This window comes from Pilimelia columellifera subsp. columellifera (assembly GCF_039532605.1).
GTDB lineage: Bacteria > Actinomycetota > Actinomycetes > Mycobacteriales > Micromonosporaceae > Pilimelia > Pilimelia columellifera.
The window spans coordinates 64,403-82,671 of the sequence record NZ_BAAARY010000004.1 but is presented as its reverse complement, the minus strand read 5'-3'; the positions used below and the strand labels follow the sequence as shown (position 1 = coordinate 82,671).

Genomic DNA, 18,269 nt, shown 5'->3' with positions numbered 1-18,269 from the left:
TCAGCACGGCGGCCGGGGACGACAGTCCCCGGCCGCCGGTGTCTGATTCGGGGCTTTGTTGGGGAGGGGCGCGATGTCGCCAGCCATGGTGGTGGAAGGACTACTTTGTGAACTGGGATGAGCTGATTGGCGGGATCGGCCAACATACGGTCGAGGGCCTATCGAAGGGCGCCATTTTCGCTCTGGTCGCTCTCGGCTACACGCTGGTATACGGCGTGTTGAAGTTGATCAATTTCGCGCATTCCGAGGTCTTCATGATCGGAACGGTCGCGGTGATCGGCGCCTGGCACTTCATGGGCGTGACCGAGACGCCGAGCATCGGCATGGCGATCGTCTTCCTGTTGGTGGGCGCCGTGGTGGCCGCCGGCGCGTCCGGCGGGGTCGCGGTGCTGGTGGAGCGGGTGGCCTACCGTCGGCTCCGGCGGATGAACGCTCCGCCCCTGATCTTCCTGATCACCGCCATCGGCGTGTCGCTCACCCTCATGGAGTTCATGGCGCTGTGGGGCGCTGCCTGGATGACTGGCAAGAGCACCGACATCCCGCTGCGGATGAACATCCAGGACTTCCCCCGGATGCTGGAGGACACCACGATCTTCACGATCGGCGGCGTGGTCTTCAAGACCCACACCCTGCTGCTCATCGGAGCGGCCCTGCTGATGATGTTCATCCTGGATGTCTTCATCAACAAGACCCGGTACGGCCGGGGAGTGCGCGCGGTGGCGCAGAACGCCGACACCGCCGCGTTGATGGGCGTCAACCAGGACCGCGTCATCATGCTGATCTTCCTGCTCGGCGGCATCATGGCCGGCGTCGCCGCGCTGCTGTGGAACGTCCGGTACGGCTACACCAAGTTCGACGTCGGATTCGTGCTCGGCCTCAAGGCCTTCACCGCCGCGGTGCTGGGCGGCATCGGCAACCTGCGCGGCGCGCTCCTCGGCGGTCTGCTGCTGGGCGTCGTCGAGGTCTACGCCTCGGTGTTGTTCCAGTCTCGTTGGGAGGACGTGGCCGCCTTCGTGGTCCTGGTCGTCGTCCTCATGTTCCGGCCGACCGGTCTGCTGGGCGAATCGCTGGGGAGGGCGCGCGCATGAGCGGCAACCACACCGCCGCCGCACAAGCGGCGAAGAGGCAACGCGGCAGCATCGGCGACCGCTGGCGGCGACTGCCCAGGTGGCAGCGCGTGCTCGGCGCCCTGGCCGGCATCGTGTTCCTGTACTACCTGCCCTTCCTGGGCATCCCGGGCCTGGTCTACCTGCGCACCGACCTGGCCGACCAGGGCTCGGCCTGGTCCGCGGTTCTGTTCAACTGCGCCGTTTACGTGATCATCGCGCTGGGCCTCAACGTCGTGGTCGGCCTCGCCGGCCTGCTCGACCTCGGCTACGTCGGCTTCTTCGCGCTCGGCGCGTACAGCGTCGCGCTCTTCGGATCGACGAACTCGCCGGTGGTCAAGGCCCTCCAGGTCAAGCTGGGGCTGCCGCAGGACTGGGCGGTCGCCTGGGCGCTGTGTATCCCCATCGCCATCGTCCTGGCGATGATCTCGGGCGTCATCCTGGGCTGGCCGACGCTGCGTCTGCGCGGTGACTACCTGGCCATCGTCACGCTCGGCTTCGGCGAGATCATCCGGATCTGCGCCCGGAACCTGGACGGCGTCACCTCCGGCGCCCAGGGCATCAGCGAGGTGCCCGGCCCGTCGGGTCCGCCCGCCGCTGGGAACCTGTTCGGCATCATCGACACCAAACCCTGGTACTGGCTGGCCCTCACCGTCGTGCTGTTCGTCGTCTTCCTGGTGCGCCGGCTGGAGAACAGCCGCCCCGGCCGGGCGTGGCTGGCGATCCGCGAGGACGAGGACGCGGCCGCGGTGATGGGCGTGTACCCATTCAAGTTCAAGCTGTGGGCGTTCGCGATCGGCGCCGCGCTCGGCGGCGTCGCCGGGTTCCTGTACGGCAGTAAAGCGGGCTTCGTCGAGCCGTCCCAGTTCGACGTCAACCTGTCGATCCTGTTCGTGGCGATGGTCGTCGTCGGCGGCTCGGGCAACATGGCCGGCGTCGCGCTCGGCGCTGTGCTGCTGACCTACCTGCCGGAGCGGTTCCGGGAGTTCTCCGACTACCGGGTGCTCGTCTTCGGTATGGCGATGGTCGCGGTGATGGTGCTGCGGCCGCAGGGCCTGATTCCCAGCAAGCGACGGGCTCGCGAGCTGCACGACCGCGCGGAGGAGGCGAAGGTCAATGTCGCATAACGTGGAGAATCGGGCTGACGAGGCCCGGGTGCCGCTGCTGGAGATCGACAAGGTCACCCTGCGTTTCGGTGGCGTCGTCGCGCTCGACAACGTCAACTTCACCCTCTACCGGGGTGAGATCCTGGGTCTCATCGGGCCGAACGGCGCCGGCAAGACGACCTGCTTCAACGCGATCACGGGCGTCTACAAGCCCACCGCCGGCGAGGTGCGTTTCGACGGGCAGACGGTCACCGGCCGCCGGCCGTTCGAGATCAACAATCTCGGCATCGCCCGGACGTTCCAGAACATCCGGCTCTTCCCGGAGATGACCGCGCTGGAGAACGTCATCGTCGGGTGTGACGCCCGGCACAAGACGAGCGTCGCCGGCACCCTGTTCCGGCTGCCGCGGATCAAGCCCAAGCCGCACGAGCTGCCGGTGGTCGATGCGACCAACGGCATGGTCCGGTCCTGGCAGTCGCTCCGCCTGGCCTGCGCCAAAGCGTTCGGCATCAGCCGGCACACCCTGGAGGAGCGGGCCGGCGAGGCCAAGGCGATGGAGCTGTTGCGCTTCGTCGGCATCGCCGACCGGGCCAACGAGCAGGCCCGCAACCTGCCGTACGGGTACCAGCGGCGGCTTGAGATCGCCCGTGCGCTGGCCACCGAGCCGAAGCTGCTGTGCCTGGACGAGCCGGCGGCCGGCTTCAACCCGGCGGAGAAGGAGGAGCTGAACCAGCTCATCCGTCGGATCCGGGACAACGGCTACTCGGTGCTGCTCATCGAGCACGACATGCGTCTGGTCATGGGCGTCACCGACCGGATCGTGGTGTTGGAGTTCGGCAAGAAGATCGCCGAGGGCTCGCCGGCCGAGGTCCGGGAGAACCCGAAGGTCATCGCTGCGTACCTGGGGGTGCAGGAAGATGCTGCTTGAGATCAAGGACCTGGTGGTCCGGTACGGCCGCATCGATGCGCTGCACGGCATCAGCATCGAGGTCAACGAGGGCGAGATCGTGGCCCTCATCGGCGCCAACGGGGCCGGCAAGACGACGACGATGCGGGCCATCTCCGGTATCCGCCCGGCGGCCCAGGGCTCCATCCAGTTCGCTGGCGAGGACATCACCAAACTGCGGGCTGACCTGCGCGTTCGTCGCGGCATCTGCCAGTCGCCCGAGGGTCGGGGCGTCTTCCCCGGCATGACGGTGCTGGAGAACCTCGACATGGGCGCCTACACCCGCAAGGACAAGTCGGGCGTCGCGGCCGACCTGGACCGGGTGTTCGGCCTGTTCCCGCGGCTCGCCGAGCGGCGCAAGCAGGTCGCCGGCACGATGTCCGGCGGCGAGCAGCAGATGGTGGCGGTCGGCCGGGCGCTCATGGCACGGCCGAAGCTGCTGCTGCTCGACGAGCCGTCGATGGGCCTGGCGCCCATGGTCATCCAGCAGATCTTCGACATCATCGTCGAGATCAACCGTCAGGGCACCACGGTGCTGCTCGTGGAGCAGAACGCCCAGCAGGCGCTCTCGCGCGCCCACCGGGCGTACGTGCTGGAGACCGGCCTCATCACCAAGACCGGGACCGGCCAGGAGTTGCTCCACGACCCTTCGATCAAGGACGCCTACCTCGGCGTCGCCTGACCAGGCAGGCGGTACGACCGGCGGGCCCGAATGGGATCATCAATGATTCCGTCCGGGCCCGCCCTCGTCCGCGGCGTGGGCGTGGGAGGCGTTGTCAGCCCGGCCCGCTAGAGTCGCCTGCTGTGACTGACATGCCCCGCCTGCTGCTGCTCGACGGCCACTCGCTGGCCTACCGCGCGTTCTTCGCCCTCCCGGTGGAGAACTTCTCCACGACGACCGGGCAGCACACGAACGCCGTCTACGGCTTCACCTCGATGCTCATCAACGTGCTGCGGGACGAGCGGCCCACCCACATCGTGGTGGCCTTCGACGTTTCCCGGCGGAGCTTCCGCACCGAGCAGTACGCCGAGTACAAGGCGGGTCGTTCGGAGTCTCCGACTGAGTTCGCCGGGCAGGTGAGCCTGACCCAGGAGGTGTTGGCGGCGTTGCGCATCCCGGTGGTGACCAAGGATGGCTACGAGGCCGACGATGTCATCGCCACCCTCGCTCGGGGCGGCCGGGAGGGCGGCATGCAGGTGCTCATCTGCACCGGCGACCGGGACGCGTTCCAGCTCATCGACGCGAACACCACGGTCCTTTACCCGGTCAAGGGCGTGTCGGACCTGCGCCGGATGGACGTCGCCGCTGTCACCGACAAGTACGGGGTCGGCCCGTCCCGCTACCGGGATCTGGCGGCCCTGGTCGGCGAGAGCAGCGACAACCTGCCCGGCGTCCCGGGCGTCGGCCCGAAGACCGCCGCGAAGTGGATCACGCAGTTCGACGGCCTGGACGGCATCGTCGCCCACGTCGACCAGATCAAGGGCAAGGCCGGCGAGAGCCTGCGGGAGCGCCTGGCCGACGTGCTCCGCAATCACCAGCTCAACCGCCTCGTCGACGATCTCGAACTTCCCCTGCGGGTGGAGGACGCCCGCTGGCCGGGCTGGGATCGGGACGCCGTCCACAAGGTGTTCGACGCGTTGGAGTTCCGGATTCTGCGCGACCGGCTCTACCAGTACCTGGACGCCGTCGAGCCGGAGGCGGAGGCCGGTTTCGATCTGGCCGGCGAGGTGCTGGCCGCTGGCGAGGTGGCGCCGTGGCTGGCGGCCAACGTCGACGGCGACCCGGTCGGCGTGGCCGTGGCCGGCACGTTCGGACGCGGCACGGGCGTCCTCACCGGGATGGGTCTGGCCACCGCCGCCGGCCCGGCCGCCTGGCTGGACCCGGCCGCCCTGGACGCCACCGACGAGGCCGCCCTGTCGGCCTGGCTCGCCGACGCTGACCGGCCGAAGGTGCTGCACGACGCCAAGCCCGCGCTGTTGGCGTTCGCCGCCCATGGCTGGACGCTGCGTGGACTGGCCCGCGACACGGTCCTCGCGGCGTACCTGGCCCGCCCGGACCAGCGCACCTACGACCTCAACGACCTCGCGCTGCGCTACCTGCACCGGGAGCTGCGGGTGGAGGGGTCCGCCGACGGGCAGCTCACCCTGGACGGCCTGGGCGGCGCCGAGGACCAGGCTGAGCAGGCGTTGATGCTGCGTGCCCGTGCCACCGTCGATCTGGCGGTGGCGTTGGACGAGGAGTTGGACGCCGGTGGCCCGGACGCCGGCCGGCTGCTCGCCGAGGTCGAGCTGCCGCTGACCGCTGTCCTGGCGCAGATGGAGCGCACCGGCATCGCCGCCGACACCGACTACCTGTCGGAGCTGGAGGCCCGCTTCGCGGCGGACGTGAAGGCGGCGGCGCAGGCCGCCCACGCGGTCATCGGCCGCGAGTTCAACCTGGGCTCGCCCAAACAGCTACAGGAGATCCTGTTCGGCGAGCTGGACCTGCCCCGCACCAAGAAGATCAAGACCGGCTTCACCACCGACGCCGACGCGCTCCAGGGCCTCTACGTCCAGACCGGGCATCCGCTGCTTGAGCACCTGCTGCGCCACCGGGACGTGGCCCGGCTCAAGTCCACCGTGGACGGCCTGCTCAAGTCCGTCGCCGACGACGGCCGGATTCATACCACGTTCTTTCAGACCGTCGCGGCCACCGGGCGGCTCTCGTCGACCGACCCGAACCTCCAGAACGTGCCGATCCGCACCGAGGAGGGCCGGCTGATCCGGCGGTCCTTCGTCGTGGGCGACGGGTACGAGTCGCTGATGACCGCCGACTACAGCCAGATCGAGATGCGGATCATGGCGCACCTGTCCGAGGACACGGCGCTCATCGAGGCCTTCGGCTCCGGCGCCGACTTCCACGCCGCCACCGCCGCCTCGGTGTTCGGGGCGCCGTTGGAACAGGTCAGCGCGGAGCAGCGGCGCCGGATCAAGGCGATGAACTACGGCCTGGCATACGGGTTGTCGGCGTTCGGTCTCTCCAACCAGCTCGGCATCTCCACCGAGGAGGCCCGCAAGCTGATGGACGGATACTTCGAACAGTTCGGCGGCGTGCGCGACTACCTACGCGCCCTGGTCACCCAGGCCCGGCTGGACGGCTACACCTCGACGATGCTCGGCCGGCGCCGCTACCTGCCGGACCTGGTGAGCGACAACCGGCAGCGTCGGGAGATGGCGGAGCGGATGGCGCTCAACGCCCCGATCCAGGGATCGGCGGCTGACATCATCAAGGTGGCGATGCTGCGGGTCGACGCGGCGTTGCGGGCCGCGGACATGCGGTCCCGGCTGCTCCTGCAGGTCCACGACGAGTTGGTGCTGGAGATCGGCCCGGGGGAGCGGGAGACGTTGGAGGCGCTGCTCCGCCGGGAGATGGGCGGGGCGTGTGAGCTGTCGGTGGACCTGGAGGTGTCGGTGGGCGTCGGCAGGGATTGGGACACCGCCGCGCACTGACGCCGAGCCCGCCCGGCTGGGGCAGCCGGGTACGCTCGCCCCCGATGTCCTCACTGCGTGAACACCAGGACCCCACCCTGTCGCCGGGAGCCACCCGGGGGGCCGCCGGCCCGGCCCGCGGCGCTGAGGCCGTCGGGGAGTCAGGCCCGGCTCTGGCGCGCCCGCGGCCGGCGCGCACGTTGTTGGCGGCCGTCCGTCCGGACGTGCGGGCCGACCTGTACGGCTTCTACGACCAGCTGCGTGAGCGTGGGCCCTGCTACTGGGACCGCCCGCTGCGGTCCTGGGTGGTCACCAGCTACGAGCTGGCCAGCGCGCTAGCGGGGGACCCGCGGCTGTCGTCGGTGCGGTACCCGGACCTGGCGGCGGCGCCGGCGCCGCTGCGTCCGGTCGCCAGGGTCCTGTCCCACCAGATGATCTATGTGGACGCGCCGGCGCACCCGCGGATGCGGGGCACGGTGAGCCGGGCGTTCACCGCGCGTGCGATCGCCACCCTCCGGCCCCGGGTGTCGGCCCTGGTCGCCGAGCTGATCGACGCGGTGGCGCCGACCGGCCGGATGGATCTGGTCGCGGAGTTCGCCGAGCCACTGCCGGCCCGGGTGGTGTGCGACCTGCTGGAGGTGCCGCCGGCCGACCGGGAGCAGGTCGTCGCCTGGTCCCGGTCTCTGGCGACGGTGATCGGCAGCGCCAACGCGTCGCCGCCGGAGGCGCTCGCCGCAGCCGACGCCGTCGAACGCCTTTTCGCGTACTTCGACCGACGCTTCGCCACGCGCCCCGCCGACGCCGACGGTCCGCTGTCGGCGTTGCTGTCAGCGGCCGCCGCGGACCGGCTCTCCACCGACGAGCTGCTGGCGAACACGCTGCTGCTGTTGGTCGGCGGTCATGAGACGACGACCCACTTCATCGGCTGCGCGATGCTGGCCCTGTTCCGGCACCCGGCCGAGCGGGCCCGGCTGGCCGAACGGCCGGCGCTGTTGCCGGCGGCTGTGGAGGAGCTGATGCGCTACGACCCGCCAGCCCAGCTGTTGCTCCGACGCGCCACCGCGGACCTGGATCTGGGCGGCAACCGGGTCGCCGCCGGTCAGCCGATCCTCATCGTGGTGGGCGCGGTCAACCGCGATCCAGCCGCGTTCACCGAGCCGCATCGCCTCGACCTGGACCGCGGCGACGCCAGGCATCTGACGTTCGGTCACGGGGCGCATTTCTGCCTGGGCGCCCCGTTGGCGCGGCTGGAGGGGGCCATCGCGCTGGGTGAGCTGCTGCGACGGTTGCCGGACATCCGGTTGGCGACCGAGGACCTTGCCTGGCTGCCCAGCCTGGACTTCCGCGGCCTGCGGTCGCTGCCGGTCAGTTTCACGCCGGCGCCGGTCCGCCTGCCGGTTGTGGAGTGATCACGGTCACGGGGTGATCTGGGAGATCGGAATGCTGATCTCGAACGGCTCGGTCAGCTTGAGCGAGTCAGCGCTGTCGGCGACGAGTTCGTACTCGCGGTAGCCGCTGCGGCCGGGTCGGTCGCTGAGACGGTAGGCGTAGACGTGCACCGGGTCCTGCTCGATCCGCCAGTAGTGCCTGATGCCGGCGGCGGCGTACTCGCCGGGCTTGGCGAACCGGTCGGTCCGCCGGGTGCCTGGCGACACGACCTCGACGGCGATGACGACCTGGTCGGCGGTGACGAAGTGCCGGGCGCCGCTGCCGCCGGCACGTCGGACGATGACGTCGGGAATCCGCACGTCGCGTTCGGTGAGCGCGACGCTCATCCCGGCGGTGACCTTGTAGTCGGCGGGCGTGTGCGCCCGCAGCCACGACCACAGAAGGCTGACGATGTCCTGATGGTTTTCAGTCGGCGAGGGGGCCACGTGCAACACTCCGTCGACGAGCTCGACGCGCGGGGCGTCATGGGGGAGGGTGAGCAGGTCTTCAAGGGTGTGGTCGGCGCGGCGCTGGCGCGCCGGGTCGGGTTGCCACATGGCGGCGGCGCTGTCGAGCTCGGCGCCGATGAGCCCGGTGGGGCCCCGGGTCTCGGTTGCGGGGATCGGCTCGGCGGTCACGGCGGAAAGCTTACGCCGGTTGGGCTCTGTCGGGCGTCGGCTGCTCGGGCTTGACGCTGCAGAAGATGGCCGTTCCTGGGAACAGGCGCCCGCGCAGCGGGCTCCATTGTCCCCAGATTCCGTCATGTCCCTCGGGCCACTCGGGCTCGATGAGGTCGGTGAGCGCGAAACCGGCGGCGACCAGCTCGCGGATCCGGTCGCCGAGGGTCCGGTGTTGCTCGACGTAGGTGGGTTTTCCGGCGGCGTCGTGCTCCACGTACGGGCGCCGGTCGAAGTACGAATGTACCGCAAGGAGCCCGTTCTCCGATGGGTCGTCCAGGAAGATCCATCGCATGGGGTGGGTGACCGAGAAGACCCACTTCCCGCCGGGTCGCAGCACCCGGTGCGCCTCCCGCATGACGGCCTGCGAGTCCGCCACGAACGGGACCGCCCCGAACGCGGTGCAGACGATGTCGAACACGCCGTCGCGAAACGGCAGCGCTAGCGCGTCGGCCTGCGCCAACGGCACCCGCACGCCGCACCGCCGCCCGGCCGCGACGGCGTGCCGCAGCATCCCGTCGGACAGGTCCACGGCGACGGTCCGCGCCCCTTGGGCCACCAACCACCGGCCGGCCGATGCGGCGCCGCATCCCAGCTCCAGCACGTCGCGTCCGGCGACCGGGCCGAGCAGTCCGGCTGTCGCCTCGCGCAGGCCCTCAGGGCACCAGACGAAGTCGCAGTCGCCGAGGAACTCGCCGTGCTCGGCCTGGTAGGCGTCGGCGTCGGCGTCCCACCACCGGCGGCTGGCCAAGGCGCTCTCGGCGTCGCTGACGTGGCGACGCTCGACGCCAGGGCCGGCGGCGGGCTCCGGGGCAGTGTCGTGGGTCACTTCGTCACCGTACGGGGGAGACCTCGTGCCAGTGGTCTCCGGAGGCCTTGCGTGCTGTGGTATCGCGCACGGTAAGCTGTCCGATGCACTCGTGAATCGCGCGCCTCGGCAGGGAGTAGGCGCGCGGCAGGCAGGTTAGCCAGGCGGCAGGCAGGAGAGCCGGCCGGGCCGACGAGCCGGGCGTCACAGCCCGGGCGAGGTCAGGTCAGACAGCCAGGCACGGCATGGCGGCTGAGCAGGTTCGCGGGTGTGCACAGTCCTCGCGATACCCATTCCGTTCGGAGCAACAGCCCACATGACGAGCAGCATCGAGGCCACCTCGAGCGCCAACAAGATCACTTTCGACGACATCGGCTCTGAGGAAGCGTTTCTCGCCGCGATCGACGAGACGATCAAGTACTTCAATGACGGCGACATTGTCGAAGGCACCGTCGTCAAGGTCGATCGGGACGAGGTCCTGCTCGACATCGGCTACAAGACCGAGGGCGTCATCCCCTCGCGCGAGTTGTCGATCAAGCACGATGTCGACCCCGCTGAGGTGGTGTCGGTTGGCGACGAGATCGAGGCCCTGGTTCTCCAGAAGGAGGACAAGGAAGGCCGTCTGATCCTCTCGAAGAAGCGGGCGCAGTACGAGCGCGCCTGGGGCACCATCGAGAAGATCAAGGAAGACGACGGCGTCGTCCGCGGCTCTGTCATCGAGGTCGTCAAGGGTGGTCTCATCCTGGACATCGGCCTGCGTGGCTTCCTGCCGGCCTCGCTGGTGGAGATGCGCCGGGTGCGTGACCTCCAGCCGTACGTCGGCCGCGAGCTCGAAGCGAAGATCATCGAGTTGGACAAGAACCGCAACAACGTGGTCCTGTCCCGCCGCGCCTGGCTGGAGCAGACCCAGTCCGAGGTCCGCACGGAGTTCCTCAACAAGCTCCAGAAGGGCCAGGTCCGCAAGGGTCAGGTCTCCTCGATCGTCAACTTCGGCGCCTTCGTCGATCTGGGCGGCGTGGACGGCCTCGTGCACGTCTCCGAGCTGTCGTGGAAGCACATCGACCACCCGTCCGAGGTCGTCGAGGTCGGCCAGGAGGTCGAGGTCGAGGTCCTGGACGTCGACCTGGACCGCGAGCGGGTCTCGCTGTCGCTCAAGGCGACGCAGGAAGACCCGTGGCGCCAGTTCGCCCGGACCCACGCGATCCAGCAGATCGTGCCTGGAAAGGTCACCAAACTGGTGCCGTTCGGCGCGTTCGTGCGGGTTGACGACGGCATCGAGGGCCTGGTCCACATCTCCGAGCTGGCCGAGCGGCACGTCGAGATCCCGGAGCAGGTCGTCCAGGTCGGTTCCGAGGTCATGGTCAAGGTCATCGACATCGACCTTGAGCGTCGCCGGATCTCGCTGTCGCTCAAGCAGGCCAACGAGGGCTTCCAGGAGGGCGAGGAGCACTTCGACCCGACCCTCTACGGCATGGCCGCCACCTACGACACCGAGGGTAACTACATCTACCCTGACGGTTTCGACCCGGAGACGGGCGAGTGGCTCGAAGGCTTCGACAAGCAGCGCGAGGAGTGGGAGCGGCAGTACGCCGAGGCCCGCACCCGCTGGGAGGCCCACACCAAGCAGGTTGTGGCGTCCCGCGAGGCCGAGGCTGAGGCTCCCGAGGCGGCAGCCGCCGGAGTCACGACGACCAGCAGCAGCAGTGCTACCAGCACCAGCAGCAGCTCGTCGTCCGCTCCGGCCCGCGTCGCGGAGGAGCCGGCCGGCACGCTGGCCACCGACGAGGCGCTCGCGGCTCTGCGCGAGAAGCTCGCCGGCGGCAAGTGATCCGCGCCTAGCGACACCCCGAGCCCCTGTCCGCAGCGCTGCGGACAGGGGCTCGGTCCTTCCGGCGGTCTGGCGGCCGGCCTAGCCGCCGATGACGGTGATGAGAGTCATCGTTCCGCTGGCCGCGTACCAGCCACTCACCACGACCGCCGCCGCCGCCGTCGCCGCGGCGGTGCGGCGCGCAAGTCTCGGCTGTTCCCCGGCGGCGCGGTGCGAGCCCGGGAGCTGGGCCTCGAACAGCCCGAAGTGCCGTAGCCCCGGCGTGCCGATCCGGTGCCGGCCGGCGCCGGCCGCGGTGGCCAGCACCGACATGTCGCCGCCGGTGTCGGCTGAGCCCGACCGTTGCCGGCCTACCACCGCGCCAGCTCTGGCCCGGCCAGCCGCTGTCACGTCCACATCGTTGATCAGGCTGACGATCACGTACGTACGCTGAGGCGTCATCCGAGGTCCCTTCGAGGTTCTTGATCGCACGGTAGGGCCCGGGGCGGCCCGAAATGCTGATCGAGAGCCCGCGTCACCCGATCAGGACACCGGGGCACGAATGGGGTTGACTGGTGGCCGTGTTGACCATTGGACTGACCGGCGGGATCGGGGCCGGCAAGAGCACGGTTGCCAGGCGTCTGGGCGCATTGGGCGCTGTGGTCATCGATGCTGACGTGGTGGCGCGGGACGTCGTCCGGGCCGGCGGGGACGGGCTCGCCGAGGTCGTCGCCGCGTTCGGGTCGCGGGTCGTCGGCGCCGATGGCGAGCTCGACCGCGTCGCCCTCGGGGCGATCGTCTTCGCTGACGCCGACCGGCGGGCTCTCCTTGAGCGCATCATCCACCCCCGGGTCCGGGAGCGCGCCGAGCGGCTGGAGCGTTCGGCGCCGGCTGACGCGATCGTCGTCCACGACATTCCGCTGCTGGTAGAGAGCGGCCAGGCGGCGGCGTTCCCACTGGTGATCGTGGTCGCCGCGACCGTGGAGACCAGGGTGGCCCGCCTCATCCGCCACCGCGCCATGCCCGCCGGGCAGGCCCGGGCCCGCATCGACGCTCAGGCCAGCGACGCCGACCGGCTGGCGGCCGCGGACGTCGTGCTTCGCAACGATGGGCCGGTCGATGCGCTCGACGAGTCTGTGGACCGGCTCTGGAACGAGCGGCTGCTCCCGTTCGAGGCGAACCTCCGTCGCGGGCAGTCACCGCCCCGCCCCGAACCACTGGTGGTCGTCCCCCTGGATCCATCCTGGCCCGAGCAGGCCGCGCGCCTCATCGCCCGGCTCCGTCGGGCGCTGGGCGCGGCGGTGGTCCGGGCCGATCATGTGGGTCCCACCGCGGTGGGACGTCCGGCCGTCGACGTGCTCGACATCCAGGTGGTGACGCCCTCGGTCGAGACGGCGCGGGCTGGAGTCGCCCGGTGCGCCGGAATCGGGCTCGTCCCGGACGGAGCCGGAGCCTCCGCGGACCGGGAGCAGGTGCTGGGGCGTCTCCGGGAGGCCGACCCGGGACGGCTGGTCAACGTTCGCCTGGTTCCGCGGCAGTCCCCGTTGTGGGCCGACGAACTACGGCTACGCGACTGGCTGCGCGCCGATCCCGATGGCCGTGGCGACGCCTCGGCGGACGGTTACGCGCAGGCACGGGCCTGGGCTGAGCGGCGTGGTTGGAGTCCGTGAGCGGTGGGGCGCTCGCGGCGACCGAACGCGGTGCGCTCACCGGGGAGTGGTCCCCAGGGCTGCAAACTCGCTACGGGCCACGTCTCAACAGGCAGCCCGATCGGCCGCCGCGAGCGGTCCGCGCATCACCGTAGCCATCTGGGCGACCCGACACAATCGGTTAATCGACGGTGATCGGGCCTGGTCCGGGCCGCCGGCCGGTGTCGGACCCGCGGCGTAGGTTGGGTCCATGCCGTCGCACAACCGATCCCGCGCCACGAGCCCCGCCACCGATCCGGCGCCCACCGGCGCGTTGACGCCCGCGTCGATCCCGCGGCTGGACGGCGAGTTCCGGGTGGTGAGCGACTACGTGCCCGCCGGTGACCAGCCGACCGCGATCGCTGAGCTGACCCGTCGGGTCCGGGCCGGCGAGCGGCACAATGTCCTGCTCGGCGCGACCGGCACCGGCAAGAGCGCGACGACCGCCTGGCTCGTCGAGAAGCTGCAACGCCCGACGCTGGTGCTCGCGCCGAACAAGACCCTCTGCGCGCAGCTGGCCAAGGAGTTCCGGGAATTGATGCCGCACAACGCGGTGGAGTACTTCGTGTCGTACTACGACTACTACCAGCCCGAGGCGTACATCCCGCAGACCGACACCTATATCGAGAAGGACTCCTCGATCAACGAGGAGGTCGAGCGGCTGCGTCACTCGGCGACGATGTCCCTGCTGACGCGTCGGGACGTGATCGTCGTGGCGACGGTGTCCGCGATCTACGGCCTCGGCACGCCGCAGGAGTACCTGGAACGGGCGGTGAAGGTCCGCGTCGGCGGCGAGATCGACCGCGACACGCTGCTGCGCCGGCTGGTCGACATCCAGTACGCCCGTAACGACGTCGCGTTCCAGCGCGGCACGTTCCGGGTCCGCGGCGACACTCTGGAGATCATCCCGGCGTACGAGGAGCTGGCGATCCGGGTCGAGCTGTTTGGCGATGAGATCGAGAAGCTGTCCTACCTGCACCCGCTGACCGGCGATGTGATCAAGGAGGTTGATCAGCTGCTCATCTTCCCGGCCAGTCACTACGCAGCCGGGCCGGAGCGGATGGAACGGGCGATGGCGGGCATCGAGGCCGAGTTGACGCCGCGGTTGGAGGAGCTGGACCGGCAGGGCAAGCTGCTGGAGTCGCAACGGCTTCGGATGCGCACCACCTATGACATCGAGATGATGCGGCAGGTCGGTTTCTGCTCCGGCATCGAGAACTATTCGCTGCACATCGACGGGCGCGAGTCAGGCAGCCCGCCGCACTGTCTCCTGGACTACTTCCCCGACGACTTCCTCACCGTCATCGACGAGTCGCATGTGACGATCCCGCAGATCGGCGCGATGTTCGAAGGCGACGCCTCCCGTAAGCGGGTCCTGGTGGAGCACGGTTTCCGGCTGCCCAGCGCCCAGGACAACCGGCCGCTGCGGTTCGACGAGTTCCTCGAACGCGTCGGCCAGATGGTCTTCCTGTCGGCCACCCCCGGCAACTGGGAGATGGCACAGGCCCAGGGCGAGTTCGTCGAGCAGGTGATCAGGCCCACCGGACTGGTCGACCCGCAGGTCGTGGTCAAGCCGACCAAGGGGCAGATCGACGACCTCATGGACGAGATCCGGACCCGGGTGGAGCGGGACGAACGGGTCCTGGTCACCACGTTGACCAAGAAGATGGCCGAGGATCTCACCGACTACCTGCTGGAGCACGGCATCCGGGTGCGTTATCTGCATTCCGAGGTCGACACGCTGCGCCGGGTGGAGCTGCTCAGCGAGCTGCGTAAGGGCGAGTTCGACGTCCTCGTCGGGATCAACCTCCTGCGTGAGGGCCTCGATCTCCCGGAGGTGTCGCTGGTGGCGATCCTCGACGCCGACAAGGAGGGCTTCCTGCGTAGCGGCCGGTCGCTGATCCAGACGATCGGTCGGGCCGCCCGTAACGTGTCGGGCGAGGTCCACATGTACGCCGACAAGATCACGCCGTCGATGGCGGACGCGATCGCGGAGACGAACCGGCGTCGGGACAAGCAGATCGCGCACAACGAGGCCAACGGCATCACGCCGGCGCCGCTACGCAAGAAGATCCACGACATCCTCGACGACATCTACCGCGACGCCGAGGACACCGAGAGCGCCCTGGGCGGGCATGGTCCCGGCGGCGCGATCGTCGGCGGCGCCGGACGGCAGGTCAGCCGGGGCAAGGGCCCGGTCCCGGAGACGCGTTCGCGCGGCCGCGGCCAGGTGACGCCGTCGCGGGCGGGCATGGCCCGGGCGGATCTGGCGGCTCTGATCCAGGAGCTGAACGAGCAGATGCTAGCGGCGGCCCGGGAGCTTCAGTTTGAGCTGGCCGCCCGGATCCGTGACGAGGTCAGCGATCTGAAGAAGGAGCTGCGTGGCATGGACGCCGCCGGGGTGAAGTGAGCCCTGGCCGCGTCGGGCGACCCGCGCCGGTTCAGCCCACATCGGCGACGTGCTCGACCTGCGGCGGGGCGGCGAAGTGCTGGCCCACGATGGCACGCCACTGCGTGAACCGCTCGGTGGAACGGAAGCCGACCTCGTGGGCGGCGATGCTTTCCCACTCGACCAGCAGCACGAACTGACTGGGCGTCTCGACGCCGCGGGTCATCCGCGCGCTGAGGCAGCCGGGGGACTCCGTCAGCAGGGGCCGGGCGCGCCGGTACCCGTCGGCGAACTCGTCCTCGCGGCCGGCGATGATCTCGAATCGTGCGATCTCCATAATCACAGCGGCGAGTCTGCCAGCACCGCGGCTCGTCCGCCGATCAGGCTCAGCCCTCGGTGGGCTCGCCGTGTCGCTTGCCCGACCGCGACCCACACCTGCGCACTAGCTACCTAGGACGCTCAAAGGGTGTGACCTGCGCGCTACCCTCGCCTGATGGCCGAACCTCGACGCCTGATGGCCGCACCCTGGAGCCCTACCGGCGCCGGCGTGCTCTGCCTACCCTCCGGCCGCCTGGTCCGTGGCCGGGCGCTGAGCGAGACGGCGTCCCCGGAGCCGCTCCCCACCTTCGGGGTGTACCTGCTCGGTTCCGTACCACCCCCGATGGCCTGGCAGAGTCGCTGGGTGCGGTGCCGGGACTTCTGGGTTCCGGGGCTGGACGACGCGCGGACTGCCTTCGTCGAGGCGTGGGAGCGCGCGGACACGGAACGGGTCGAGGTGGCCTGCGGAGGCGGTGTGGGCCGCACCGGACTCGGACTGGCCTGCGTCGCCATCCTCGACGGCCTCGCGCCGGGGAAAGCGGTCGCGTTCGTCCGTCAGCGGTATCACCCCCGCGCCGTCGAGACGCCGTGGCAGCGGCGCTTCGTCGCGCGCTTCCGCCGTCGGTAGTCTCTCGATCGCGGCTGATGCCACGCGCCCGTCTCGGCCTACGTCGTGCTCCCGCCACACGGGTGCGTGTGATCACTCCACCTCCCCGTGCGGGGGAGGCGGCCGGTGGGTGACAATGGCCGGGACAACGGGAGGGGAGTATCCCTCGCGGCGGTGTCGTCAACACGGACTCTGACCACCTGGTCAGGCCCGGCGCCGCCGGTCGTGGCCAGCCACGGCGGGAGAGACCTCCGACAGTCACGAAGGATCGCATGGCCGGGACGCGGACGACCGTGTCCTGGCAGCGCTGTGTCTGCCGGAGGGTTTTCTATGCATGTCTCGACCGTCGCCTGGGTTGTTACGCTCGTCGCCGTCGTCGTCCTGCTCGCCATCGACCTGCTCATCGTGGGGCGCCGCCCGCACGAGCCGTCGATGCGGGAGTCGTCCACCTGGGTCGCCGCCTATGTGACGCTCGCTGTGGCCTTCGGCGCGGGCATCTGGCTCTTCTACGGGGCCCGGTACGCGGGTGAGTTCTACGCCGGTTGGCTGACCGAGTACAGCCTGTCCGTCGACAACCTCTTCGTGTTCGTGATCATCATGAGCAGGTTCGCGGTGCCACGGGAGTACCAGCAGAAGGTGCTCATGATCGGCATCATTCTGGCGCTGCTGCTGCGTGGCCTGTTCATCGCGGCCGGCGCGGCGCTGATCAGCCAGTTCGTCTGGGTGTTCTACATCTTCGGCGCGTTCCTGATCTACACGGCGATCGGCCTTGCCAAGCATGGCGAGGACGAGGCCGACGACTACAAGGAGAACATCCTCATCCGGTGGAGCCGGCGGGCGCTGCGGGTCGGCCCGGCCTATGACGGCGCCAGGCTGACCACCACCGACAGCCTCGGTCGGCGGATGTTCACCCCGATGCTCATTGTCATGATCGCAATCGGCACGACCGACCTCATCTTCGCCCTGGACTCGATCCCGGCGATCTTCGGTCTCACCAACGAGGCGTACCTCGTCTTCACCGCGAACGTGTTCGCGCTGATGGGCCTGCGGCAGCTCTACTTCCTGCTCGGCGGCCTGTTGGACCGCCTGGTGTACCTGTCGCTCGGACTGGCTGTGGTGCTCGGGTTCATCGGCGTCAAACTGATCATGGACGCGATCGCCGAGAACAACGTTCCGTTCATCAACGGCGGCGAGAAGGTCACCTGGATGCCGCACATCCCGATCTGGCTCTCCCTGTCCATCATCATCGGCACGCTGACCACGGCGGCCGTCGCCAGCCTGATCAAGACCCGCCGTGACTCCCGCAACGGCATCACCGCGGCCTGACCGGGCGGCGGCGCGTCCCCCGCCGTCGCGCGGCGTCCGTCCCGCCGACGACCCGTCGCCTACGACGCCTGACCCGTCTCGGTCAGGCGTCGTAGGCGTCCTGCAACGCTCTGATGTCGAGCTTGCGCATCCCGAGCAGCGCGGTCATCATCCGCGCCGTCCGGGCCGGTTCCCCGTCCCGGAGCAACGCATTGATCGCGGTCGGCACCAGTTGCCACCACAGTCCGAACCTGTCCCTGATCCACCCGCACTGGCCCTCGTCACCGTCGGCGCCCAGCCGGGACCACAGGTCGTCCAGCTCCTCCTGGTCCTGACAGTCGACACTGAGCGAGATCGCCTCGGTGAAGGTGAACCGTGGACCGCCGTTGAGCGCCATCAGCTCCTGGCCGGCAATCTGGAACGTCACCGTCAGCACCGTGCCCGGCTCACCGGGGCCTGCCTCGGTGTAGCGGACGACATCGAGGATCTTCGAGTCCGGGAAGATTGAGGTGTAGTGCTCGGCGGCCACCATCGCCTGCGTGTCGAACCACAGGCAGGGCTTGATCTTCTGCATCGCGCGCTCCTCACCAGATGACTGTCCTCACCACGCTAAGGC

General features: G+C 69.6%; 16 protein-coding genes. 11 read left to right on the top strand and 5 right to left on the bottom strand.

The window, feature by feature from the left end; all coding sequences use genetic code 11:
* The first annotated feature begins 38 nt into the window (after positions 1-38).
* The 6 genes from ABD287_RS06015 to ABD287_RS05990 all read left to right on the top strand — a co-directional run bounded on the left by ABD287_RS06015 (position 39) and on the right by ABD287_RS05990 (position 8,035).
* The gene (locus ABD287_RS06015; RefSeq protein WP_425565509.1) at positions 39-1,088 is read left to right on the top strand and encodes a branched-chain amino acid ABC transporter permease; all 1,050 of its coding nucleotides are present in this window, start codon (positions 39-41) and stop codon (positions 1,086-1,088) included.
* Positions 1,085-2,233 carry a branched-chain amino acid ABC transporter permease gene (locus ABD287_RS06010; protein WP_344169520.1) on the top strand — a complete coding sequence of 383 codons (1,149 nt, stop codon included), beginning with the start codon at positions 1,085-1,087 and terminating at the stop codon, positions 2,231-2,233. The genes ABD287_RS06015 and ABD287_RS06010 overlap by 4 nt, the downstream gene beginning before the upstream one ends.
* A complete protein-coding gene (locus ABD287_RS06005; RefSeq protein WP_344169517.1) occupies positions 2,223-3,140 on the top strand; it encodes an ABC transporter ATP-binding protein in 918 nt (305 codons plus the stop codon). Before ABD287_RS06010 ends, ABD287_RS06005 begins: the two co-directional genes overlap by 11 nt.
* Entirely contained in the window at positions 3,130-3,840 is a 711-nt protein-coding gene (locus ABD287_RS06000; protein ID WP_344169514.1) for an ABC transporter ATP-binding protein, read from the top strand. Before ABD287_RS06005 ends, ABD287_RS06000 begins: the two co-directional genes overlap by 11 nt.
* 131 nt (positions 3,841-3,971) lie before the next feature.
* Entirely contained in the window at positions 3,972-6,647 is a 2,676-nt protein-coding gene (gene polA / locus ABD287_RS05995; protein ID WP_344169871.1) for a DNA polymerase I, read from the top strand.
* Between the two features lie 44 nt (positions 6,648-6,691).
* The gene (locus ABD287_RS05990) at positions 6,692-8,035 is read left to right on the top strand and encodes a cytochrome P450 (protein ID WP_344169511.1); all 1,344 of its coding nucleotides are present in this window, start codon (positions 6,692-6,694) and stop codon (positions 8,033-8,035) included.
* A 6-nt stretch (positions 8,036-8,041) separates the two neighbouring features.
* On the opposite strand, the gene ABD287_RS05985 is transcribed toward ABD287_RS05990, so the two are convergent.
* Together ABD287_RS05985 and ABD287_RS05980 are read right to left on the bottom strand one after the other, a co-directional pair.
* On the bottom strand, positions 8,042-8,692 hold the full coding sequence (locus tag ABD287_RS05985) for a Uma2 family endonuclease (RefSeq protein ID WP_344169508.1): 651 nt from the start codon (positions 8,690-8,692) through the stop codon (positions 8,042-8,044).
* A gap of 10 nt (positions 8,693-8,702) precedes the next feature.
* Positions 8,703-9,560, bottom strand: coding sequence for a class I SAM-dependent methyltransferase (locus ABD287_RS05980; protein WP_344169505.1), 858 nt, complete (start codon positions 9,558-9,560; stop codon positions 8,703-8,705).
* A 295-nt stretch (positions 9,561-9,855) separates the two neighbouring features.
* Between ABD287_RS05980 and rpsA the strand changes: the two genes are divergently transcribed.
* Positions 9,856-11,367 carry a 30S ribosomal protein S1 gene (gene rpsA / locus ABD287_RS05975; RefSeq protein WP_344169502.1) on the top strand — a complete coding sequence of 504 codons (1,512 nt, stop codon included), beginning with the start codon at positions 9,856-9,858 and terminating at the stop codon, positions 11,365-11,367.
* Positions 11,368-11,448: 81 nt separating this feature from the next.
* Here rpsA and ABD287_RS05970 read toward each other — a convergent pair whose 3' ends face one another.
* Positions 11,449-11,808 carry a hypothetical protein gene (locus ABD287_RS05970; RefSeq protein WP_344169499.1) on the bottom strand — a complete coding sequence of 120 codons (360 nt, stop codon included), beginning with the start codon at positions 11,806-11,808 and terminating at the stop codon, positions 11,449-11,451.
* A 119-nt stretch (positions 11,809-11,927) separates the two neighbouring features.
* Here ABD287_RS05970 and coaE point away from each other — a divergent pair, with 119 nt between their 5' ends.
* Together coaE and uvrB are read left to right on the top strand one after the other, a co-directional pair.
* The gene (gene coaE, locus ABD287_RS05965) at positions 11,928-13,016 is read left to right on the top strand and encodes a dephospho-CoA kinase (RefSeq protein ID WP_344169496.1); all 1,089 of its coding nucleotides are present in this window, start codon (positions 11,928-11,930) and stop codon (positions 13,014-13,016) included.
* 229 nt (positions 13,017-13,245) lie between these two features.
* The gene (gene uvrB / locus ABD287_RS05960) at positions 13,246-15,444 is read left to right on the top strand and encodes an excinuclease ABC subunit UvrB (RefSeq protein WP_344169493.1); all 2,199 of its coding nucleotides are present in this window, start codon (positions 13,246-13,248) and stop codon (positions 15,442-15,444) included.
* A gap of 31 nt (positions 15,445-15,475) precedes the next feature.
* Here uvrB and ABD287_RS05955 read toward each other — a convergent pair whose 3' ends face one another.
* Positions 15,476-15,760, bottom strand: coding sequence for an antibiotic biosynthesis monooxygenase family protein (locus tag ABD287_RS05955; protein WP_344169490.1), 285 nt, complete (start codon positions 15,758-15,760; stop codon positions 15,476-15,478).
* A 156-nt stretch (positions 15,761-15,916) separates the two neighbouring features.
* On the opposite strand from ABD287_RS05955, the gene ABD287_RS05950 reads away from it, so the two are divergent.
* Entirely contained in the window at positions 15,917-16,369 is a 453-nt protein-coding gene (locus tag ABD287_RS05950) for a protein phosphatase (protein WP_344169488.1), read from the top strand.
* Positions 16,370-16,678: 309 nt separating this feature from the next.
* On the top strand, positions 16,679-17,674 hold the full coding sequence (locus tag ABD287_RS05945) for a TerC family protein (protein WP_344169485.1): 996 nt from the start codon (positions 16,679-16,681) through the stop codon (positions 17,672-17,674).
* Between the two features lie 82 nt (positions 17,675-17,756).
* On the opposite strand, the gene ABD287_RS05940 is transcribed toward ABD287_RS05945, so the two are convergent.
* Positions 17,757-18,227, bottom strand: a complete 471-nt coding sequence (locus ABD287_RS05940) for a VOC family protein (protein WP_344169482.1) — start codon at positions 18,225-18,227, stop codon at positions 17,757-17,759.
* Between the last annotated feature and the right edge of the window lie 42 nt (positions 18,228-18,269).